Raw genomic sequence first — 22,821 nt, 5'->3', positions numbered from 1 at the left:
GGGAAATGAAAACTCTACATTTGTGCTCTTATTATATTGGCTCTAAGGTTCATCGGCGTCTAATCGAGGCCGTGGCTGCCTCTGGTGGGGGCGACCAGCATGTATGGGTGCCGATTCGCAAGGCAGAGCACCGCGGAGTGAACAATATTTCCAGTCCTGGCGTCAATGTATACTACACAAAATGCTTAGGCATTTTTACGCGTTTATTCTTTTCCTGGAAATTGATTTCTTTATTTGGGGCATTCAGCTATTTGTCAAAAGGAAAAGGGCTCGAGGGCGTCGATGTCGTTCATGCGCACACGTTGTACAGCGACGGTTTTCTTGCTTATTTCTTATCTAAACGATACTCGGTGCCATATGTATTGAGTGTTAGGTCTACGGACGTAAACGTGTTTGAGCGGGCGTTGCCGCACTGGCGATGGGCTGTTCGGAAAGTGTTGGCCGAAGCGAAATATGTGCTCTTTATTTCGCCTGCACACAAAGAAGTTATTGAGAAAAAGTATCAGCTGTGCAAGTCGAAATCGCTATTCTTTGGAAGTGCCGTAGATGATTACTGGATTGAACACTTGAAGCAGCAACGGCCAGTTTGCGGGCAGGGAAGGTTCAATGCTATTTATGTGGGCGATATCAACCTAAACAAGAATATAAAAAGCGCAATCAAAGGGTTCTTTTCATTGGCGTTAGGCGAGAAGGCTACGTTTACTGTCGTTGGTGGTGACTATGTGGACTACAAGGCCGTTTATGGTGAACTCCCCGGTCATATAAGGGAAAGAGTGTTTTTTTTTCCTAGAGTCACGGAGCACGCTACGATCTGCAGGTACCTTGCAGACGCGGCAGTGCTAGTTATGCCATCGCATTTTGAAACGTTCGGATTGGTCTACATGGAGGCGATTAGCCAATGTGTCCCTATCGTCTACAGCAAGGGGCAGGGCATAGATGGGCTTTACCCTGAAGGGTACGTTGGCTTCAGTTGCGAGTCGCGTTGTGAGCGCAGCATTGCCGATGCAATATCAAGAGCATTAGCTGCTTTTCCAAACGGTTTGACGTTCCAGGATGCCGGTAACCCTGTCGAGGCGTTCAGCTGGAATCGCCGTGCAGAGTTCTTGTTGAAAAGAGTCTATTGAGTGAAGATATTATATTTGCATCAGTACTTTACGACGCCCTCCTATTATGGTGGTGTTCGGTCTTATGAGTTTGCTAAGCGGCTGGTGCAAAAAGGCAATGCAGTCGATCTTGTGACATCGACTGCATTCTATCCAGTAGAAAAGAAGGCGTGGTGGCACCTTCTCAGCAAAGAAGAAATAGACGGGGTGCGTCTTCACATTATCCATGTAAGTTACAGCAATGAAATGTCCTTTCTGCGCAGGGCCTTGTCTTTTCTTCTGTTTATTTTGATTGCTTCGTTTTATGTTCTGGCTATAAAGAAGCGCGATGTGTTGCTCGCGTCCAGCACGCCACTTACGATTGCAGTACCCGCGCTGGTGTACTGTTTTTTTAAAAGAGTTCCTCTGGTTTTCGAGGTCAGGGATCTCTGGCCGGATGTGCCGGTGGCGATGAACATTATAAGGAATAAATATATCATCAGGCTTTTATTTCTTTTTGAAGCGAAAGTCTATGCGTACTCAACAAAGGTCATCGCGCTTTCTTCCGGCATTGCCGAAGGCATCATTACGAAAGGCGTTGCTCCCGAAAAAGTCGTTGTCGTGCCAAACGCATGTGATATGGCAGCGTTTGCTTGTAAATATGAGCAGCCAGGCATTATAACTAGGTTAAAAACTGAAAATGGCACCAAGGTGTGTGTGTATGCCGGTACATTCGGGTATGTCAATGGCTTGGGGTATATTCTAGATATCGCTGCTGCACTGGAGGCGGGTGCTAGAATAAAATTTTTACTTATTGGCGAGGGTGCAGAAAAAGGTCATTTGCAGCGTCGCATCAAGGAGGAACACCTCGAAGATCGGGTCTTCATACTGGATAGTATGAGCAAGAAACAGGTTATTGCATACATACAACATGCCGATGCTTGTTTTTCTACAGTAAAGAACATTCCCGCCTTATATAATAATTCAGCAAATAAATTCTTCGATGCACTTGCTGCCGGCAAGCCAATCATTATCAATCATTTGGGGTGGCAGGCGAAGGTCATTGAAGATAATAAGCTGGGGTTAGTCCTGACTCAAGATGTGCGCGCCAGTGCGGAGCGACTCAGGTGTTATCTTGCAAACGAGCGCATTAGTTCTAAGCTGATACATGAGTACGCGATGAATCACTATTCGCGCGATGTGTTATTTGAACGGTTTTATAATGAAGCCATTATCAAGTCGGCTTCACTGTAGAGGTCACTTATTTGAAGGAGCGTCAGCTAGGGCTGTCCAGGGAGAAGTATGCAAAAAATAGCTGTGTTCACTAGCACGCGTGCAGAATATGGTCTTCTTTATTGGCTTGTTAAAGAGCTGGATGAGAGTGAGGACTTTGATCTGCAGCTCATTGTCAGTGGTACTCATCTTTCGCATGAGTATGGATATACCGTCGCCGATATTATAAAAGATGGCTTCAAGCCGACAGAGTGTTTCGCTAATTTGATTGCAGATGATTCGCCTCAGGCGATTACGCGATCTTCTGCATTATTGGCAATGTCGCTTGCTGATTACTTCGCTCGTGAAAAACCAGATTATTTCGTCGTGCTCGGTGACCGGGTCGAGCTGCTGGCTGCCTGTGAAGCCGCTATGATTGCAAAAATACCAATAGTGCATCTGCACGGCGGGGAGGTAACGGAAGGGGCGGTGGATGATAAGGTCAGGCATGCCATCACCAAGCTTGCCAGCTTGCATTTCACCTCGACCGAGGAGTATCGGCGCCGTGTGATTCAGATGGGTGAGCATCCTGATAACGTAATCAGGTGTGGCGCACTGGGGTTGGAGTCGATGAATAGACAACCCATTCTTCCCCGGGAAACTCTGGAAACGACTATCGGCCTGCCCCATGGTCAAAAATACATGCTGGTCGTATATCACCCAGAAACTAACAAGGACTCCGAGAATATCGAAGGCCTACTGCGAGCCTTGCAAGACTACCCCGATATCGTCAAAGTCATCATATACCCTAACTCGGATGCCATGAGCAGGGAAATCATCAGCGCTATAAAAGAGTTTTCTGCCGCATGTCCAGAGCAAGTCATATTGATCAAGTCATTGCACCGGGATATTTATCTTTCGCTGATGAAATATTGTGAGCTGTATATAGGTAATTCTTCCTCCGGAATTATCGAAATGCCCAGCTTCAAACGACCGATCATCAATATTGGCGATCGACAGAAAGGCCGTATCCGCTCTCCTGCCACACTTGATGTGCCGCTGGACTACCAAGGCATTGCGAATGCGATACACACGGCTTTGTCGGATGCTTATGCTGCACAACTGTCTGCAGCGGAAAACCCATACCAGGGCAGTTCTCCATCTCGTACAATTATTACCGAGTTCCGCAAGCACGGCATATCTGGTAATCTGGGTAAACAGTTCTTCGATCTGGAATTTAAATTATGAGCGTTTATATAATTGCGGAGGCTGGTGTGAACCATAATGGTTCGCTGGCCTTGGCCAAGGAATTGGTGCGTGCGGCCAGCGAGTGTGGCGCGGATGCTGTAAAATTCCAGACATTCGTCACCGAAAAACTGGTAACTGGTACGGCACGAAAGGCCGAGTATCAAAACGAGAATGATGCAAGTAGTGGTACGCAAGCAGAAATGCTCAAGAGGCTTGAGCTGAGCTATGCAGACTTTCTTGAATTGAGCGAAGAATGCAAAAAATGCGAGATAGATTTCATGACGACTTGCTTCGACAGCGAGTCACTTGAGGTCATCGTGCGGGATACCGCTCCTAAGTCTCTCAAAATCGGCTCCGGGGATCTTACCAATCTGCCTCTATTGATCGAGCACGCCCGAACTGGAATCGATGTCATCATTTCCACGGGGATGGCCACGTTGTCCGAGGTCGAAGACGCTCTTGCCGCCCTGGCATATGGCTACTTGGAGGCCACGGATGCGGAGCCCAGCAGCTACCGCTGGTTGAAGCACCATTACTTCACGGCTGAAGCGATGGAGCAGATCAAAAGCAAGGTCACCATCTTGCACTGCGTCACCGATTATCCGGCGCGCCCGGGCGATCTGAACCTCGATGCCATCCGGCAGTTGCGTGACGCCTACAAGTTCTCGGTAGGCTATTCAGACCATTCGCTAGGTATCGAGGCCTGTTGTGCCGCCGTTGCCCTGGGGGCCCGCTGCCTTGAAAAACATATCACCCTGGATAAGGGAATGGCTGGGCCGGATCACGCAGCTTCTGCTTCACCTGAAGAATTCAAGGCTTTTGTCCAGGCAATACGTAATCTGGAGCAGGCCCTCAAGCCTAAAGTCAAGGCGCCAACGCAGCGCGAACTGGCAAATCTGGAAGTGGCTCGCAAGTACATTGTTGCTGCACAGGATATCGCTGCCGGTGAACCTTTGACCCGGAACAATATCGAAATCAAGCGGTCAGCTACGGGTTTGCTACCAAACCAGTACTGGGACTTGCTTGGCAAGCCCGCATCGAAAGCTTATTCATCGGGAGAGAGTATTTGAGCTCCGTTACAGACAAGCGCTACCTTGTGGTCATTCCGGCACGTGGTGGCAGTAAGCGCTTGCCAGGTAAGAACCTGATGAAAATTGCAGAGCACTCACTTATTGGTCGAGCGATTCTCTGTGCCAAGCATGCAGGGCTCAGCGGTGATATCTGCATCACTACCGACGACCAGGCGATTGCAGATGAAGTGGTCAATTACGGGCCCTATATACACTTCATGCGTCCCGAGTCTCTGGCGACCGATAGTGCCAAAACCGTTGACGTCATCCTGCATGCCATTCAGTGGTTTGCAGAGCGCGATCACTTTTATGATGCCGTTATCGTCCTGCAGCCAACCTCGCCATTGCGTACGGAAAAGCACCTGAGGGAAGCGGTCGCACTCTTCGAGGCGCGTGAGGCAGAAGCGGTAGTGTCCGTCTGCCAACTTGAACATCCAGTCGAGTGGTGTGCCGAGCTCGGCCCGCAGGGCAGTATGGAAAAATTTGGCGAGACCCTTAACACGCAAAAACGCTCCCAGGATCTTGCTCAACGCTATCGCTTGAATGGAGCCATATATATATACGATATAAAGGCCCTCAGCATGGCCACGGGTTTTTTCTATAACGAAAAAACCTACGCCTATGAAATGGATATTCCGTCATCGACCGATGTGGATACCCATCACGACTATATGCTCGCCACCTTTTGGCACTCTTTATCTAGGCATTAAAATGAAAAACATTTTATTGGTTGGGGCAGGCAACCTTGGGCGCCGCCATTTGCAAAGCTTGAAGAACAGTCGAGGTGCCACTCGTATTTTTGTAGTGGAGCCATTTGACGAGGCGCGAGCACTGGCCGAAACAGCTTTTCAACAAGTGACTACTGATCTCCCGGAAAAAGCCATCAGCTTTCATCGCTCTCTTGATGATGTTCCTTCGGGGATCGATATCGTCATCGATGCCACGCCTGCGACTGGGCGTCTGGATGTCCTCAAGCGGGTATTGGCTCTGGGGGCTAAAGATTTGGTGCTGGAGAAAGTGGCATTCAATTCGGTATCCGATATTGACCAAGCCAGGGCATTGATCGATCAGTATGCGGCGCGTGCCTGGGTAAACTGCCCACGTCGCCTCAATCCGTTTTATATCCAGTTGCGCTCGTTACTGGCGAATACGCCCATTAGCAGCATCGAGGTTGTCGGTGAAAATTTTGGTATGGCCTGTAACGCCATCCACTTTATTGACCTGTTCAGCTTCCTGGCCGGGCGACATGTCTATGACATAAACCTGGGAGGCGTGCAGCAAATAGTACCGAGCAAACGCAGCAACTATATCGAGTTCTTCGGGGTTGCTAGCGGCAACTTTGCATCTGGTCCAGAATTCAAGATTGTCTGTAATGAGTCCGCCGCTGGCGTCAACTTCAAGATCAGGATCGTTACGCCTATCGAAGAGTATTTGATTGATGAAGTTGCAGGTCGTGCGCAGGTAACGAGTCGCGACGGTAGTGCCCGAGTCGTGGATTTCCGCCAACCTTACCAGAGCGAGCTGACAGGCCCGCTAGTCGATGCAATCATCCAGGATCAGCAGTGTGGGCTAACTGTATTTTCCGAATCGATGGCCTTGCATCGACCTTTTATCGATGCCGCCTACGAGTTGTACGCAGCGAAGCATGAAGAAAACCTTATGAGAATGGTGCCCATCACATGACAAACAATGTTCTGATCGTCGGCAGCGGAGCAATGGCCAAGGAATACATCAAGGTTCTGCGGGCCTTGGATACCTCCGTAACGGTTGTCGGGCGCAGTGCAAGCGGTGTGCAAGCGTTCGAGCGCGACACAGGCGTGGTTGCGCTGGCTGGTGGCTTGGATGCCAATCTCGCTACTCTCGATCTTACCCTTTTCAGTCATTGCATCGTTACCACCAATGTGACTCAACTGTACGATAACGTATGCAGCTTGTTGCACGCGGGAGCCAAAAGAATACTGGTCGAAAAACCTTTTGTGCTCGAGCGTCAGCAATTGGAGAATGCCAGCCAGCTAGCCAAGGAAAAGGCTGCCGAGGTTTTCATCGCTTATAATCGTCGCTTCTTCAGCTCGATTATCAAAGCGCACGAAATCATTGAGGCGGATGGTGGTCTCGAGATGGTGAAGTTCGACTTTACCGAGTGGGCTCACGTGATCGAAGGGCTGGAAAAAGATGCGCACGAGAAGGCTCGCTGGCTATTGGCCAACTCCACCCACGTGATCGATCTGGCCTTTCATTTTGCGGGAGCACCCAAAGCGCTCACGGCTTATCGCACTGGTGCGTTGGACTGGCACCCGAGTGCCAAGGTCTTCGCCGGTGCGGGCATCAGCAAGCGTGACATACTCTTTTCCTACGGCTCAGACTGGGGGTCAGCAGGTCGCTGGTGGCTTGAGCTATTCACGCCATTGCGCAAGCTGCGTTTGTGTCCGGTGGAAAAGCTGCTGGAAACCCGCAAAGGTACGGTGACAGAGCAGGAAATCCCGCTTGATGACGAGATTGAAAAAGCATTCAAACCCGGGCTATATCGTCAGACCGAGCGTTTTCTTTCGGTAGATACAGGTCATTTATGTTCGCTTGATGAACTCCAAGAGATATTCCCTTGGTTTTGCGAAATAGCGGGTTACCCAGCGCATGCTTAACTTCTACAAAAGTAAACTGGCACCTGTGCTGGTGAACTTTGTGAAAGCGGCCCCCATACTCGTGACTGCAAGTATGGGGTTTCGTTTTTTGTTTATTGCAATGCAGGTCGCTTCCATCTGGTTCATTTTTGGCTGGGTAGGCGGCCATGTTAATTCTTACATTGTAAGTTTTGTTGGGGTGTCGGTGGAGTCCTATATCTATCCATGTATTGGCGCGATAGGTTTTATTTGCTCTACAGTCTTCTCATTGTTTTCAAAAATGTGTGCGCTGAAAGCAACATTTAAGTTCGAGGGCGTAGTCGTTGAGAAGAGTATTGCTGATAAGAGCCCTATGACAAAGGGGGATCTGAAAAATATCGTCAAATTAATGATATCGGTTCTCGATGTTGTCGTACCGCTGGGGTTGATTATTGCGGTTTCCATATTGTGGGCATTCATTACACCTTATTCATTGATGATTTTTGTGTTCATTGCGTGCTCTGGGATATGGCTTCTTAGGAAAGGCGTCATTTTTTCTGCAAAGCGCTATAAGCCGGTTTCGACACGAAACAAATTGGATAGTTATGTGGGGAGTGAGGAACATTTGGGTTTTTATAAGGTACTATTGTTGCCTAATTATATAGCGTTGGTAATTATTTCAATAATATCTGTCTCCATAGTACTCAGTCTTATTGCTACCAAGCTTTATTTTTCCTCGCACGGTAGTCACGTTGGCTATATGGCTATTTTGACCGGGGTTGCCTTTCTGCAAATAAAGTCATTTGCAAGCATTATATTGAGGGCGGGTGCCTACAATAAGAGTCTGGCTGCTGTTCATGGTGTCTTAGTTTCTAAGACGGATGCGGTATGAGAGGGGCTATTGTGCTTGGTTCGCTAAATGCTATGAGCGCCTGGCAGTTGGCCGTCATGGACGTTGACTGTATTTATCATTTCTCTGCCCATGAGTCGTTGCTGCCCGAACTGCCCATACCTTGTTCGCGTTTGGATAACCCCCAACTCAATGCTCTACAAGAATCTACTATTGTTGAACGCTGTATTGATCGTAATATCGAGTGTATAGGTGACTCAAATTGTGACGCCACTCTTATGCGTCGTGCTCTGCGTCTGTCAGAGTTGAGAGTGGAGGCCCGGTGTTATCTCAATGTAATTGATTTTATTCAGAGGCAATTCAAGTCCAATGTGGAATCTATTGAGTCTTTGACTATTGTTTCGCATTATCTTGTAGCGGCAGACATTTCTCCTTTTTCATCAGGTTTGTGTATTGAGTGGGTTCACATACCTCACACTCGTTTTTTAGGGCTGATTCCTGGTTTGAATCGATTGGTTTTTCAACTGGCCACCCTCCGCAGGCGTGGCCGGCTAGGAGCCCGATAAGGTGAGTATCAAACATCGGATTTTTAGACGTGTTTCTGTTCAGGCTAACAAGGAAGTCTCCATAGCACCTGTGTTTTTGAATGTGTTGATGACAGATCTTAGACCGGCAAGCGTACAGCAAAAATTAATGAGTTTTTACGGTTTGATAGATCGCTGTTTAAAAGACCGTCGACGAGTAAATCTAGTTGTAGTTGTCGGGGGGAAAACCGGAGAAAACACGCACCATATTTACTCTGGTTATCTAGATAAATATCGGGGAAGTGAATATTTTGATTTAGTAATAATTAGACCCAGTATTTGGAGTTTCAATAGATTTTGGATGGCTTTCTATGCTGTTGGTTACTTTCTTAAGTTGCAGGGTGGATTGGCGCAGCGATTAAATTTTGCGTGTCTATCCGCGCTTAGCAGAGTACGAATTAAGGTATTTCAAGACATCTATGATGTATTGCCTTGTGGCCATTGGTTCGGGCTTACCGGCGGTGTGGAGCTCCCCACTTTTAGGTTGAGGCGCGACCTCTCTGCTACAGAGTCTTGTATCAACGCTTTGCAATTTGGTCAGGCATCCCTGGAGCAGCAGCATTTTTCCGGCTATAGCGTAGATAATTTTTTCGTCTACGATGACTTCAGCAAGCGGATATACCAAGAACTAAATATGCAGGTGGGTAATATGGTGGTTACCGGCTCGCCAGAGTTCGAGTATCACACTGGCTTGCTATGCAACGAGAGGTTGCTTGAAGAGGAGAGGCTGAACGTTCTTTTTGTAGATCAGCCTGTTCAACAGCGTGGCGAGTATACTAAAGAGTATTTGCAAGCTTGCTACAGTATGCTGGGCGCATTGAATAGTGGGTCGGATATAAATCTTAAAGTAAAGCTGCATCCGCGTGGCTCTGCATTTAGCCCTGTTCAATTAAGTAATTTTTCCGTTGTCGATGATTGGAGTGCTTGCCTCTCTAGGTCGCACGTGGTCATTGGTTTTTTCTCTAATCTGTGCGACCTTGCCCTCCTAAATGGACGAACTACTTTTTATGTGGGCAGTGAATCCATTTTGGATCAGGCCAAGCATGACTGGGTTATTAATCAAGGTGGGTACGTGACGGATGATATTGATAGCGTGCAGCAAATAATCGGACGCTTAAAAACTCAGCATGCTCAGCTTGCCAGACAAATTATCTTGCGCGCGGCAATGAAAGCTGAATTGCCATCAGAGTTGATTTATAGAAAAATGGTGGCCTGTAGTGAAACCAAAGCAGTCGCTTGAATGGATTAAGAGCTTTGAGTTCAGATATAATTATTTAAATTATAATGTATCAGGAGTCGATTGTTGGCCAGTTGTTAGGAATACATTATTGTCTATGGTTCTACCTAAGTCCAGCCAGAGGGCAGGGGTGGTACATAATATTTCTAGAACCTCAGCATTAGATTTGGTGCGGTCATTTTGGGGGTTGTTTTTATTTAGGAAGGCTGATGTATTTATTCTTTCTGACACTAAGTTCTCGGAAAGAATATCTGGGGCGCTGTACTTAAAAGACTCACATGTGGTCAGCGAAACAGCAAGGCTCAAAGGAGAGACTTCAGTTATTGCGCTGCAGAATTTGTCTGTTGATAAGGCTATTGTTGGTAATGAAAGCTGCCGATCTGTATTTGCTGTTTTGTTGGTGGCAGCCGGTGTGGCAAAATTTTCATTTCTATTAAAGCTCTTTCCAAAGTTTTCACGTTATATCGAGCCTTTATTAAATGAACTTGCCTTCGCGCCAATGCTTATTGATAGCTCTGTTAGTCGTAAAGCTTTAAAAAAACAGATTTATAAAAATATTCTGTTCTGTTTAGCTGCAAGCAAAATCTTTTCTATCATCTTGCGACGTATCAAACCAGAAAGAGCCTATGTGATTTGTTATTATTCCGCCTTAGGAATGGCACTTTGTGCTGCCTGCCGCAAATTGGGTATTCCGATAACGGATATTCAACATGGTGTTGCGGGTTCTAACATGAGGGCCTATGCTGGTTGGTGTAATGTGCCAATACAAGGCTATACGACCTTGCCAGATGCTTTCTTCTGCTGGACTCCATTTGATGCTGGGGCTATAACTCAATGGGCTCAGCATACAGTTCGTCATAGTGCTGTTGTAATCGGAAGTTTATGGCATGACTACATTATAGATCAATTTCTTTTGGATGAAGCGAAAAAGCAGTGGAATGGTTTTTTTACGCAGATAGATGTGTATGAAAAGAAAATTTTAATCACCATGCAGTCAAGCAATCTAGCTCCTTTGTTTGCTGATCTCGTGAGGCAATGTGATTCGAGTTATTGCTTTTTGATAAGGGTGCATCCTGGCTTCCCTTTAGAAAAGGATGAGGTGTATTTAGAATTAGTAAGAGACTGTCCGAATGTTTTCTTTGATCAGCCTTCTTGTATGCCGATACAGTTGATTATGGAGTATGTCGATGTGCATATCACTGAGTGGTCAGGTGCAGTTGTTGATGCATACTTTGAAGGTGTTCGTTCGGTTGTTTTGTCTGATATGGGGCTTGACTATTTTTCTGACTTTATAGCGTGCGGGCTGGTTTTCTACGCAAAAAATCTGGACGAGTTGAAGAGTTATGTGTGCGAGTTGCAGAGGTTCCCGTCAAGAGGAATGGACTCTCAAAAAAGATAGAAATGATTTTGATGCGGTGTGTCGAAGTCTTCATATAAATAAATTGTCAGGATGATATAGCAATGGGCGGCTTTATTTATTTTTTGGGCAAGAAGACTATGCCCATGTTTGTTAAGCGATTTCTGGTTCTTTCTTGGCGTAAATCGTTGGGCATACGATCTAGACTTTTCCTTTCTATACCGCGTCAACGTGAGTTGTTTTCGGCTCTCCCTGAGGAAGTTGTCGAAGTTGGTGAGGGGCTCTCAAGTGCTGTTGATACTGATGAGCAGCTTTTATCTCTTGAGGGACTATTACAGTCTCGTCAATTAGAGGTTGAGGTGGTTGATTTGCACTCATTGCCTCATTCGAATGAACATAACCTTTTGCTTTTTGTGGAGAGTGCAGCGGCAAAATTAGACTATGCTTTTTTAGTTACTTTGGCTGTGGAGTGCCGTTATTTTATCGTCTTCAGGGCGAAGAAGGATTATTTAGATTTTCTTGAGTCTTTAGCTGCTTTGGGGGTTGAGGTTGAGGCTTTTTTTGGCCGTGTGCTTTATATTCCTACGATTGATCCGGAACTCGACGAGTCGGTATATCTCCAGTCTGATGAATTTTCGAGTAGTTTCATTGAGTGTATGGAGAGCGCTTTTGAGGAGGCGGCGTTGTATACCGATTATTCCCGTTATCTGCGGTCAATGCAGGTAGGTGTGTCTGATCGATTTGTGGGGTGGGCAAGAAGCTACGCCTTTGTTCTAAAGTTTATTGGTGAGCATGAAATTCATGGGTTCTATGTTTTTGGAAGCCGGCTTGTTGATAATAATTTGATCGCTTTTGCCGTTCGTGAGTTGAAGAATATACCTTGTGCTGTAGTGCGCTTTTGGAATGCTAAGGCTTTCAAAGCTATTTCGAAAATAAAAATAGCGAGTTCTATAAGTAGGGATTGGGTTCCTTCTGATAGACTTACAGGAACTAGGTACCACATTGCACGTGACTGTGTCGCGGGTGATGATATATTGCTTTTTTTTGGAAATTTGAGAGACCCAATGTATCGAGGAACACTCCAGCCGGTATTGGAGTGCTTCTCCATGAGAGTACACAAGAAGATATTCGTTTTGCTCCCTTATGCGGATGATATGGAAAACGAGGCTGGCTCTGCTGTGGGTGCTTTTAAATATGTTCTCCCTTCCGTTCAAAGGGATGACCTTCCTGGAGTTGAAGTCTTTAATGAATGCTTTGATCATGGATTAAATGAGTTTTTGTTTTCTGAGTTTTCGCGTGATCCTGAGCGTGGACTTCTTGCGTTGTACGTTGCTCTTAATGCGAGAAAGTCCGTTCATAGAGTTTTAAGGGATTGTCATGGCTTGATGCGAGAGGTGAATGAAGTTTCCTCTAAAGCAAGAATTTCTGCGCTCATTTCGAATCCTGGACGGTTGTGGCCGTCTCAGTTTATTGTTGGTTATTTATCGGATGTTCCATCTTTTGATATACAAAGTGGAACGTTTTCTCGCTCAAGTCGATATAAAAAACCTGGGTCTTCATACGTTTTGGCTGTGGATGATTTCTCGAAGTCTGTTTATGTGGATTATCTGGGTGTCGATAAATCCCATGTTGAGGTTGTTGGTGCGCCTAGAATTGATGCTCGGCTGGCTGATATTAGAAGTTATACTAAGAAACAGAGTCGAGATTTGATCTCTGTTTGCGGTGAAGGCCATAAAATATTGTGTCTGGCTACTCAGCCATATGATATAAAATTAATGACATCTATGGTGAGTGAGGCGTGCAAATTTATAAATGAGAATCATGATTGGTTCTTGTTGGTTAGCATGCATCCTAACGAGAATGATGCATTTGCAAATTCTTATGGCGCTGTGCTGCGCGAGTCGAGCAAATTGGGGCGGGCTTTAATTTCTCGGGGTAATATATATCATAATCTTAATGCATCTGATGCGGTTGTTACTTATTTTAGTACGGCAGGTCTTGAAGCGTTTTGCCTAGACAAACCAGTTTTTGCATATAAAGCTTATGGCTATCCTTCCGTTCCATTTGATCTCTGCGAGTTAGGAGTTGCGAAGCCATTTTCAAACTGTTCTGAATTGGAGAGCGCTCTACTTGATTCAGAGCGTCCAGGGGGGATTTCTGAGGGTCTGTTGAGGCTCAAAGATGGTCGCTCCGTTGAGCGGATATGTGATTTTATTTTAAGTAAAATTAACAGGGATGATTTTTAGTTTATGCGAGCGCTTGTGGGCGTTACTTATGAAAAGAATTTTTGATTCTTGCTTTGCGATGCTGTTATTGGCAGTTTTCTTTCCACTTTACATTGTTTTAGCTGGCTTGGTTTTTTTGGACTTGGGGCGTCCGGTTTTTTTCTGTCAGCGGCGCCCTGGCTACCAAGGGCAGCCGATTACTGTTTACAAGTTCAGAACCATGCATGAGTTGGGGGCTGATGGCTTGCTTGGTGTCGGTGATGCTGAGCGTATGACCCGCGTCGGGCGCTTTTTGCGTAGTACCAGTCTCGATGAGCTTCCCCAATTATGGAATGTACTCAAGGGCGATATGAGCCTGGTCGGGCCTCGCCCTCTGTTGATGGACTATCTGCCGCTTTACAATGAGCGGCAAATGCGTCGGCATGATGTCAAGCCGGGCATTACTGGATGGGCTCAGGTCAATGGACGGAATAATCTGAGCTGGCAGGAAAAATTCGAGTTGGATATCTGGTATGTCGAGAATCATTCCTTTTGGCTGGATTTGAAGATTTTGTGCCTGACAGTAAGCAAAGTATTCAAGCGCGAGGGAATTTCTTCGCAAGAACATGTCACCTCTGTACGTTTCGAGGGTAATGACGAGTGAAAAAACTTGCGGTTTTCGGCGCGAGCGGCCACGGCAGGGTCGTGGCTGACGTTGCAGAGTGTTGTGGTTGGCAGGTGGTCTTTTTTGACGATGCTACGCCTGGGCAGGGGTCTACCCTGGGGCTACCTTATGCCGGGACGTTCAACGATCTGTTGCGCTGCAAGACAGACTTCGACGGCGCTTTCGTCGCCATTGGAAATAATCGTATACGCCTCGATAAATATCAGACCCTTCTGGCGGAAGGGATGGCTGTGCCATCCCTGATACATCCTTCAGCGATTGTCAGCCGCCATGCCCGGGTCGCAGACGCTTCTGTTATCATGCCTGGTGCTGTGGTCAATGCAGGGGCTTGTGTCGGTTTTGCCTGTATCGTGAATACGTCTGCTAGCGTCGATCACGATTGCGTGCTGGAGGACGGCGTGCATATTTCTCCAGGCGCTCGCTTGGCGGGCGAAGTGTTTGTTGGCAAGCGTAGCTGGGTGGGAATAGGCGCTTCGGTGCGACAGCAAGTGCGTATCGGTGTCTCAGCCATGGTCGCTGCCGGCGCTGTTGTAGTTAAGGATGTCGAGGATAACGCCACGGTCGCTGGCGTGCCCGCAATTAGGATGAGGTAAGCACGAGGCTTATGTTAGGTACTTCTTTTTCCCCTTGGCCAAGCTTTACCGTAGAGGAGGCTGACGCGGTTCGCGATGTCATACTCTCCAATCGGGTTAATTACTGGACTGGCCAAGAGTGCCGCGAGTTCGAGAAGGAATTTGCGCAATGGGCCGAGAGCGAATATGCCATCGCCCTCAGCAACGGTACCGTCGCGCTGGATTTGGCGTTGGAGGCGCTAGGTATCGGTTCGGGAGACGAGGTGGTGGTCACCTCGAGAACCTTCCTGGCTTCTGCTTCTTCTATCGTGACAGCCGGTGCGAAGCCGGTTTTCGCTGACGTCGATGCCGACTCGCAGAATATAACGGCTGAGAGCATTCGGGCTGTGCTGACGCCTCGTACCCGTGCGCTGATTTGCGTGCACTTGGCGGGCTGGCCTTGTGATATGGATCCGATCATGGCGTTGGCCGCCGAGCACGGTCTGATGGTAATCGAGGATTGTGCCCAGGCGCATGGTGCTCGCTATAAAGGGCGGGCTGTTGGTTCCATTGGTCATATCGGTGCCTGGTCGTTCTGCCAGGACAAGATCATGACCACAGGTGGAGAGGGGGGCATGGTTACTACCAATGATCGTGCGCTCTGGAGCAAGATGTGGTCTTTCAAGGATCACGGCAAGAGCTGGGAAGCGGTTTACGAGCGGCAGCATGCTCCTGGGTTTCGTTGGCTGCATGAAAGCTTCGGTACCAATTGGCGCATGATGGAAGTCCAGGGCGTGATTGGGCGTATCCAGTTGTATCGCATGACGGCTTGGCAGGCTGCTCGTCAGGCGAATGCCGAGAAAATTTGGTCTGTCGCTCGGAACCTGCCGGGATTGCGTGTGCCGCAGGTACCTGCGAGCGTCACTCATGCGGCCTATAAGTGCTATGTCTTTATAGAGCCAAGCCAATTGAAAGCAGGCTGGACTCGCGACCGTATTCTCAACGAGATAGCTGCACAGGGGGTTCCGTGTTTCTCGGGTTCTTGTTCAGAGGTCTATCTGGAAAAGGCATTCGACAATACTGGCTGGAGGCCTGCCGAGCCGCTAGCGGTTGCTAGGGCGCTGGGCGAAACAAGCCTGATGTTCCTTGTTCATCCTACCTTGACCGAGCAGGCGCTCGAAAAAACCTGTCAGGTGCTGGCAGATGTTATGCGCCAGGCTACTTGCTGAGTCCGAGGTTATCAGCTCGGCTGATAGCGGTTCCCTCGGTGTTTTTATGACGGTGGAAGATCGAATATGAAGGGATTTTTGCCTGTTTTCGCTGCAGCCATTTTGCTACTGCTTGGCTGTGAGCCTGCTGAGGTTTCGCCCCCCCCAAATGCCCAGGATTCGCCCACGGGCGTGAGCTTGGCGATGGATCGGGTCAGGTTGCCCGAAGGCAATGAAGTCTCCTTCAATGGGCGTATATTCCAATATCAGTTGCTGCAGAACGACCGTGGTGAATTTGACCGCTACACCATCCATTCCAGCGATAGCTTGATGGCGATGGAGGGGGCTGTTTTTACGCAACTGGCGAGGACGGGTTACACACGCCGGGTTCGATCTGAAGAACCGGGGCGCTTTGTCGTTAACTATTTGAAGCCGGGCAGCGTGACGATCATTGCCACTTACACCGATCACGCGATCAAGACTGCAGGGGCGACGGTCAAGTCACGAGCTATATTTACCTGGAAGGTTGCAGGCTGAGGGAAAGGAAGACCTACGCTAGAAAGCTGTTGCGCTGATTTTGCGAAAGGCTGTGTGGCAGGTCGACGATGCCAGAGCGCTCGCTTCAAGTCACCGCAGATGGCGTAAGCAAGGTTTTTGGGGCACTGATGGCGGGGTTGGCGATTTGAAGGTTGTGTCCATTGACGATGAGCTTCAGCCGCAAATCATTTTTCTTGGAAAGTTTCTGGCTAGAGCCCAACTAGGGGTTGGCTTCGGCCGCTCAAGGGATGTGAGGTGTTGCTGTGTTAAGGGTTGCTGAGAATATGCGCTCGCGTCTGGTTGCCATGCCACGTAGGTACAAGCGGTTGCTGCAGGTGGCGGTGGATGTAGTGCTGATATGGATCGCCCTGTGGCTGGCTTTTGTGGTGCGCTTAGGAGATTTCGATCGAGTTGATCCGCTTAATGGTCATTTGTGGCTGTTCGCTCTGGCTCCGATCATTTCTATCCCTCTCTTCGTACGTCTTGGCATGTACCGGGCCGTCATGCGTTATTTCGGTAACGATGCGCTGATCGCCATTGTCAAGGCCGTTTCCCTGTCCGCGTTGTTGTTGGCTCTGGCGGTGTATTGGCACAGGGAGGCGCCAGCGATTATTCCCCGTTCCATGGTTTTCAACTACTGGTGGCTGAGCATCATGCTGATTGGCGGGCTGCGCCTGTTGATGCGCCAGTATTTCATGGGTGATTGGTTCTCTTCGGATCGGCCCTTCAAGCTGACCAACCGTGATGCGGGACTGCCCAAGGTAGCCATCTATGGCGCGGGGGCGTCTGGTAACCAGTTGGCAGCGGCGCTGCGCATGGGGCGAGTGATGCGCCCAGTGGCATTCATCGATGACGATCCCAATATTGCCAACCGTGTCATCGCCGGCTTGCGGGTGTATTCGGCCAAGCATATCCAGCAGATGATCGATGAAACCGGGGTGGTGGAGATCCTCATGGCGATGCCTTCGGCATCCCGCACCCGTCGGCGTGAGGTGTTGGAGAACTTGCAGCAATACGCTCTGCACGTACGTACGGTGCCTGGGTTCATGGATCTGGCCAGCGGCCGCGTGAAGGTTGAAGACGTGCAGGAGGTCGAGATCGCCGACCTGCTGGGCCGTGATGCGGTGCCGCCGCAGAAGGATTTGTTCGAGCGTTGCATTCGTGGGCAGGTGGTAATGGTCACCGGCGCTGGTGGCTCGATCGGTTCTGAGCTGTGCCGGCAGATCATCGCTACAGGCCCGAAGGTCTTATTGCTGTTCGAGCACAGCGAATTCAATCTCTACGAAATTCACAGCGAGCTGGAACAGCGTATTCGTCGCGATTCGCTGGCGGTGCGGCTGGTGCCTATTCTCGGCTCGGTGCGTAATCAGGATCGCCAGGTGGAGCTGATGCGTGCCTGGGATGTAAATACCGTTTACCACGCTGCAGCCTATAAGCACGTGCCGATGGTCGAGCACAACATTGCCGAGGGCGTGCTGAACAATGTGCTGGGTTCGTTGTGCACCGCCCAGGCGGCGTTGCGGGCTGGCGTCGAGCACTTCGTGCTGATTTCCACTGACAAGGCTGTACGCCCGACCAATGTGATGGGCAGTACCAAGCGCTTGGCCGAAATGCTGATGCAGGCGTTGAGCCAGGAAACCGCTCCGGTGTTGTTCGGTGACAAAGAGGGGCTTCACCAGGTCAACAAGACCCGCTTCACCATGGTGCGCTTCGGTAACGTGCTGGGCTCATCCGGCTCGGTCATTCCGCGTTTCTATCAGCAGATCCGCAAGGGTGGCCCGGTAACGGTTACCCATCCGAACATCACCCGCTATTTCATGACCATTCCTGAGGCCGCGCAGCTGGTCATCCAGGCAGGCTCCATGGGGCAGGGCGGCGACGTGTTCGTGCTGGATATGGGGCAGCCGGTGAAGATCGCTGAGCTGGCCGAAAAGATGATTCACCTCACCGGCCTCAGTGTGGCATCGGACGAGAATCCCGGTGGCGATATCGCCATCGAGTTCACGGGGCTACGTCCCGGCGAGAAGCTGTATGAGGAGTTGTTGATCGGCGATAACGTCAGCCCCACCGATCACCCGATGATCATGCGCGCCAACGAAGAGCACCTGCCGTGGGAAGCCTTCAAGGTGGTCATGGCGGATCTGATCAAGGCTGTGGAGCAGGACGATTACGACCGTGTGCGTCAGTTGTTGCGTGACACCGTGAGCGGTTACGCGCCTGAGGGTGAGATCGTCGACTGGATGCACTTGCGACGTGCGGCGAAGAAGCCATCGGCGTAGGCCATCCGAATCGCAGATGGATCGGGGCGCGCAGTCTAGCGAAGCGTAATCCGTCGTTTACCGCGAACCGGCTGCATCCGCTGATATGTCAGAATGCCTCGCCTCATGCGGGGCGTTCTGCTGTTTGGGGGGAGCGGGGGCGGTGATGCCGTTTTCTTGCGGCGGATTACGCCTTCGGCTAATACGCCCTACGGGTTACTGCCCATAACCAGTTCGAGTTCGGATGGCCATCTTTGGTAGGCATTCATGTAGGGTGGATGACGCTGTTTTCATCCACCACCCCGGTTACGGATCGGTATACGGATCGGGCCGCGTAGGCAAGCGTCCTCCACCCTCAATGAAATCGGGAATGCCTTTTGATGCCGAATGGGCGCTTGCGAGGTAAAACGGGCAAGACGGTATCTACGAACGTCCGCGCGCGCCGGGGCGGCGCTTCCACGGTGCGAAGTCCCGCTTCAGTCCTGCGCCAGCTCGCAACGATTTCGCCCATTGTGCTTGGCGCGGTAGAGCGCTTCGTCGGCGCGCGCTATCAGTGCATCGGCGTTGGCTGCCTGTGTCGCCGGGGCTTGGGCGATGCCGAAGCTGGCAGTGATCTGCAGGGGCTGTTCCAGGCCTAGCTCGAACGGTGTCTCGTGAATCGACCTGCGCAACCGTTCGGCGAACTGCAGCGCGGTGTGTGCGCTATTGAGCCAGAGGTGAATGGCGAATTCTTCGCCGCCGATGCGGGCGATGTGCTCGCTGCCTCGCATTTGGGCCTGGCAACGTTCAGCCAGGGCCTGCAGCAGCCTATCGCCGACGAGATGGCCGTAGCTGTCGTTTACCTGTTTGAAGTGATCCACGTCGAATATGATCACGGTGAGCAAACCGGCGTCGGCCCGATCCGGAGGGGGCTTCTTGAACAGCCGGTCGAAGGCGCGTCGGTTGGCCAGCCCGGTGAGGTGATCGGTCTCTGCGTGAGCTTTGAGTTCGGTGATCAGGGCATCTCGTTCAAGGCGCACCGCCTGGGCCTGGCGCAGTTGCTGTTCGAGCTCGAGCAGAGTGTCGGAGATGCTGTAGCGATCGCTCTGGCTGGTTGCATAAGTCATGGTATCCGGATGCACCAGCGCCATCATCCTGCGCGTTCCGAGCAGCAGGGGGGCAAGCACCTGCCGTTTCAACCACAGCAGCCCGGCGCCCAGCAGCAGGAGTACGGCCAGGGCCGTTCCGGCGACGAGCGACAGGCGGATCAGTGCTGTTTGGGTGGCGCGCTGCAGTTCTATTTCAGTGAGCCGTAGCGCGGTGTCGCGTAATATCAGGATGCTGGCCATGGTTGGCACGTAACGTTCCGCGAAAGTCGCCGGACTTGGTGCGGTATCGGTATTCAGGGCGCTCACTACGGCGCGCTGGTAGTCCATGCCTTGTTGGAAATAGTCATGTTGCATGCGGGCGTAGGCAACTTGCATGTCACGCTGGTTCTCGCCCTCGAACTGCTTCGGCAGGTGGTCTACGCCTAGACTCAGTTGCATCTGCAATTGGTCGATGCGACCGTGCACGATTTGCAAACGCTCGGTCTCGATTGAGTCGATGGGCCGCTGTTCTGCGAGCGCGACGGTGAGATACGAGCCGAGCAGCCCCGCGGACTCGCGTAGTTGTGCTGCCCAGTAGGCATTGTAGAGCGGAGCGCCGGCTTGCGGGGTGCGTCGCAGCATGTCGCGGGACAGCCAGTCGATCAGCGGCAGTATCCGCGTGGCCACGTCGATCATGGCCAATAGCGCCTCGGATCGTGATTGCGACGTGCGTTCGTCCAGGGGTTGGCCAAGCACGCTGTCTACGCGCTCCCTTGCGACGATGAGCGAGCGCCTGACCTCGTCGATGTCACGGGGCATTGCCTCGCAGGGTAGGCAGGTGGCAAGGGCGGCGGCGAACTCGTCAAGTCTCTGGTCGCTGAGCAAACGGCTCTGTTCGAGCTTCTGCAGGCTGCCATCCAGCCCTCCGAGCATGCCATTGGTAGGGCCGCGCTCGATGCTTACCGCCTCCATGGCGCTAAGGCCGCTGCGCAGCACGGCCAACTGGTCGCGAGTTTGCGAATGCGCCCGATAAGTCTGGTAGGCATCGGTGACGATCAGCAGGAAGCTGAGGGAAATGCCCAGGCTGATGCCGATCAACACCACGTTTATCCAGCGATCCAGGCGGGAGGCGACGCGGAGAGAACCTTGCGCTGGCATCGAATGACCACTGCGGTTTCAGGTGAGTGAAGTGAGCGTCCTGATCAGATGCCTGCCGCGATTGTAGTGTCATCTGGCCATAGGGTAAACGTCGTATGCAGTCGGTCGCAGCCAACCCGTGTCAGCAGATTGCATGGGCTGCGTGCCAGGCGCCCACATGAGCGTGGCAGGCCACAGTCGAAGAGCCCCGCTGCAGGGGATACAGTCAGATCTGCGGTATGGCCGCTACCTACGGGAGCGTGACTAGGGGCATCGGCCCTAGGTGTTCGATGTGCTGAGGCGGTGAACGGAACACGCGTGATGGGCGATGGCAGCCATAAGGTGATGTGGCCACTGGTAGGCTGGATCGGGGCGCGTAGCTGACGCTTCACCTACGCGACCCCGACCCATCCACCGTTTTGCGATCACAATGGTGGATGAAAAGAGCGTCATCCACCCTACGCTTGCTTGGCCCGTTCGCTCGGGTACGACATTTGATCCGTGATGCGATACCTAGAGGAAAACGTCTGCGGGTACGTTGAAGCGTGCGGCCAGGGCTCGGATGTGGCGCACGTTGAGTTGGCGCTTGCCGTTCAGGATTTCGGATACCACGGATTGCGCGCCGATTTCAGGTAGGTCGCTTTGGTTGAGGCCGTGCTCTTGCATCAGGTAGCGCAGTACCTCGTGAGCTGGAGCCTCTGGGGTCGCGTAATGCTTGGCGTCGTAGCTGGCGATCAAATCGCCCATCTGTGAGGCGAGGCTGGCGAGCGGGTGATGCTCGGCACCAGCTATTTCATCGAGCAGCGCGCCCAGTTCCTCGACCAGGGTGTCGTAGTCGGCTTCGGACTGCGGAGGAGTAAGCAAGGGCGCTACGTAGCACCAGTGCTCGGCGGCTTGTTTCAGGAGCGCACTCACGGGGCACCTCACTTCCATTGGTTGCGGTCGTACTCTTTATGGTCGAGCACATCGCGAATGAAGACTTTCTTGAATGGGTAATCCACTACAGCGATCAGCCGTAGCTTGTTGCCGCCAATATCGAACACATGCTTGTTGGCCACTTTGCCTACGCTGGGGAAGAGTTGTTTCAGCTCGGCGAAATCCTTGAGCTCTACTTTACTGATCAGCCGGTACCAGGCATCGAGCGCGTTGGCGGTATTAGGCCATTTGTTCTTCGCTTCCCAAATCCGTTTCTGGGTGATGACGTGCATAGCCTACCCGTATAGCAATCTGCGATACAGATGTTAGCGGGGCTTGTAAATTATCGCAAGTTGCTATTGGCCTCGTCTTTCCCGTCGAGGGTGAGGCTGGCGTTCGCAGATCCTCACCTGTAGGGGCTGCGGGGCGCCTAGTGTCGCGATAACATTCATGTGTCGGTCAGGGTGGCAGATATGGCCGAGACGGCGAACGGGTAATCGTGGTGGGGTACGGCAGCCAAAAAGGCGATAGCGGCCGTTCGACTATCCATGTGGGAGCGGGCCTTGCCCGCGATTTCGCGCGCATGGCGCGCTCCCACAATTGCCGACAATCGGCCGCTTGCGCCTCTGAGCAACCACTCAGTCCGTTCGCTCGTATACGACATTTGATGCATGACGAGACACTAGCCTCATCGCTGAGGTCAAGTGTCAGCTCTTGCGCTTTTACTTGAGGCTTATGGCTTGCAGCTTACCGCTGCTGTTTAGGTCTTAGGATGGGTGTAACCCATCGGCCAATGATGGGTTTCACCCATCCTACGGCTGCTTTCGCCCCTTTGAGCGACCACTCAGCCCAATCGCTCGGATACGACATTTGATGTGTGACGCCACACTAGGGTCTGTTGAGATTCATCGTGAATTGATAATGGCAGCGGCAAGATTGACCATGGCGCAAAAGCTTGCATCGGTCTTGTCACAGCGCATTGCAATACGCTTGAACTCCTTGAGTTTGCAAAAGAAGTTTTC

19 protein-coding genes and 1 pseudogene are annotated in these 22,821 nt (G+C 50.9%); 16 read left to right on the top strand and 4 right to left on the bottom strand.

The window, feature by feature from the left end; all coding sequences use genetic code 11:
* Positions 1-5: 5 nt before the first annotated feature.
* From DNK06_RS05255 to DNK06_RS05180, 16 genes are all read left to right on the top strand, one after another.
* Positions 6-1,124: a glycosyltransferase family 4 protein gene (locus DNK06_RS05255; RefSeq protein WP_131178988.1), complete on the top strand. Its 1,119-nt coding sequence runs from the start codon at positions 6-8 to the stop codon at positions 1,122-1,124.
* Positions 1,125-2,336, top strand: coding sequence for a glycosyltransferase family 4 protein (locus DNK06_RS05250; RefSeq protein ID WP_131178987.1), 1,212 nt, complete (start codon positions 1,125-1,127; stop codon positions 2,334-2,336).
* Positions 2,337-2,384: 48 nt separating this feature from the next.
* On the top strand, positions 2,385-3,542 hold the full coding sequence (neuC, locus tag DNK06_RS05245) for a UDP-N-acetylglucosamine 2-epimerase (RefSeq protein ID WP_131178986.1): 1,158 nt from the start codon (positions 2,385-2,387) through the stop codon (positions 3,540-3,542).
* Entirely contained in the window at positions 3,539-4,612 is a 1,074-nt protein-coding gene (neuB, locus tag DNK06_RS05240; RefSeq protein WP_131178985.1) for an N-acetylneuraminate synthase, read from the top strand. Before neuC ends, neuB begins: the two co-directional genes overlap by 4 nt.
* Positions 4,609-5,322, top strand: coding sequence for an acylneuraminate cytidylyltransferase family protein (locus tag DNK06_RS05235; RefSeq protein WP_131178984.1), 714 nt, complete (start codon positions 4,609-4,611; stop codon positions 5,320-5,322). Before neuB ends, DNK06_RS05235 begins: the two co-directional genes overlap by 4 nt.
* Before the next feature lies 1 nt (position 5,323).
* Positions 5,324-6,295, top strand: coding sequence for a Gfo/Idh/MocA family oxidoreductase (locus tag DNK06_RS05230; protein ID WP_165493612.1), 972 nt, complete (start codon positions 5,324-5,326; stop codon positions 6,293-6,295).
* On the top strand, positions 6,292-7,251 hold the full coding sequence (locus DNK06_RS05225; protein ID WP_131178982.1) for a Gfo/Idh/MocA family oxidoreductase: 960 nt from the start codon (positions 6,292-6,294) through the stop codon (positions 7,249-7,251). Before DNK06_RS05230 ends, DNK06_RS05225 begins: the two co-directional genes overlap by 4 nt.
* Positions 7,244-8,101: a hypothetical protein gene (locus DNK06_RS05220; RefSeq protein WP_131178981.1), complete on the top strand. Its 858-nt coding sequence runs from the start codon at positions 7,244-7,246 to the stop codon at positions 8,099-8,101. The genes DNK06_RS05225 and DNK06_RS05220 overlap by 8 nt, the downstream gene beginning before the upstream one ends.
* Before the next feature lie 525 nt (positions 8,102-8,626).
* On the top strand, positions 8,627-9,883 hold the full coding sequence (locus tag DNK06_RS05215; protein ID WP_131178980.1) for a hypothetical protein: 1,257 nt from the start codon (positions 8,627-8,629) through the stop codon (positions 9,881-9,883).
* Positions 9,861-11,279 (top strand): hypothetical protein, encoded by a 1,419-nt coding sequence (locus DNK06_RS05210; protein ID WP_131178979.1) that lies wholly within the window; start codon positions 9,861-9,863, stop codon positions 11,277-11,279. Before DNK06_RS05215 ends, DNK06_RS05210 begins: the two co-directional genes overlap by 23 nt.
* A 62-nt stretch (positions 11,280-11,341) precedes the next feature.
* Positions 11,342-13,483: a glycosyltransferase family protein gene (locus DNK06_RS05205; RefSeq protein WP_131178978.1), complete on the top strand. Its 2,142-nt coding sequence runs from the start codon at positions 11,342-11,344 to the stop codon at positions 13,481-13,483.
* Positions 13,484-13,511: 28 nt separating this feature from the next.
* Entirely contained in the window at positions 13,512-14,105 is a 594-nt protein-coding gene (locus DNK06_RS05200) for a sugar transferase (RefSeq protein WP_131178977.1), read from the top strand.
* Complete coding sequence (locus DNK06_RS05195; protein ID WP_131178976.1) at positions 14,102-14,719, top strand: acetyltransferase; 618 nt, start codon at positions 14,102-14,104, stop codon at positions 14,717-14,719. Before DNK06_RS05200 ends, DNK06_RS05195 begins: the two co-directional genes overlap by 4 nt.
* 11 nt (positions 14,720-14,730) lie before the next feature.
* Positions 14,731-15,906 carry a DegT/DnrJ/EryC1/StrS family aminotransferase gene (locus tag DNK06_RS05190; RefSeq protein ID WP_131178975.1) on the top strand — a complete coding sequence of 392 codons (1,176 nt, stop codon included), beginning with the start codon at positions 14,731-14,733 and terminating at the stop codon, positions 15,904-15,906.
* A 66-nt stretch (positions 15,907-15,972) separates the two neighbouring features.
* Positions 15,973-16,422, top strand: a complete 450-nt coding sequence (locus DNK06_RS05185) for a hypothetical protein (RefSeq protein ID WP_131178974.1) — start codon at positions 15,973-15,975, stop codon at positions 16,420-16,422.
* 284 nt (positions 16,423-16,706) lie between these two features.
* Positions 16,707-18,701, top strand: coding sequence for a polysaccharide biosynthesis protein (locus DNK06_RS05180; RefSeq protein ID WP_131178973.1), 1,995 nt, complete (start codon positions 16,707-16,709; stop codon positions 18,699-18,701).
* 455 nt (positions 18,702-19,156) lie between these two features.
* Here the strand turns inward: DNK06_RS05180 and DNK06_RS05175 are convergent, their stop codons facing one another.
* The 4 genes and pseudogenes from DNK06_RS05175 to DNK06_RS25265 form a co-directional block, all read right to left on the bottom strand.
* Positions 19,157-20,905, bottom strand: a complete 1,749-nt coding sequence (locus DNK06_RS05175; RefSeq protein WP_131178972.1) for a GGDEF domain-containing protein — start codon at positions 20,903-20,905, stop codon at positions 19,157-19,159.
* A gap of 492 nt (positions 20,906-21,397) precedes the next feature.
* Positions 21,398-21,799: a helix-turn-helix domain-containing protein gene (locus DNK06_RS05170; RefSeq protein WP_131178971.1), complete on the bottom strand. Its 402-nt coding sequence runs from the start codon at positions 21,797-21,799 to the stop codon at positions 21,398-21,400.
* An 8-nt stretch (positions 21,800-21,807) separates the two neighbouring features.
* The gene (locus DNK06_RS05165; protein WP_131178970.1) at positions 21,808-22,092 is read right to left on the bottom strand and encodes a type II toxin-antitoxin system HigB family toxin; all 285 of its coding nucleotides are present in this window, start codon (positions 22,090-22,092) and stop codon (positions 21,808-21,810) included.
* 612 nt (positions 22,093-22,704) lie between these two features.
* Positions 22,705-22,821: pseudogene (locus tag DNK06_RS25265) on the bottom strand (IS5/IS1182 family transposase); the annotation flags it as partial.

Source organism: Phytopseudomonas daroniae (genome assembly GCF_004327285.1).
In the GTDB taxonomy this organism is placed as follows: domain Bacteria; phylum Pseudomonadota; class Gammaproteobacteria; order Pseudomonadales; family Pseudomonadaceae; genus Aquipseudomonas; species Aquipseudomonas daroniae.
The sequence above is the reverse complement of the archived record's forward strand: the minus strand, read 5'-3'. Positions and strand labels throughout refer to the sequence as shown.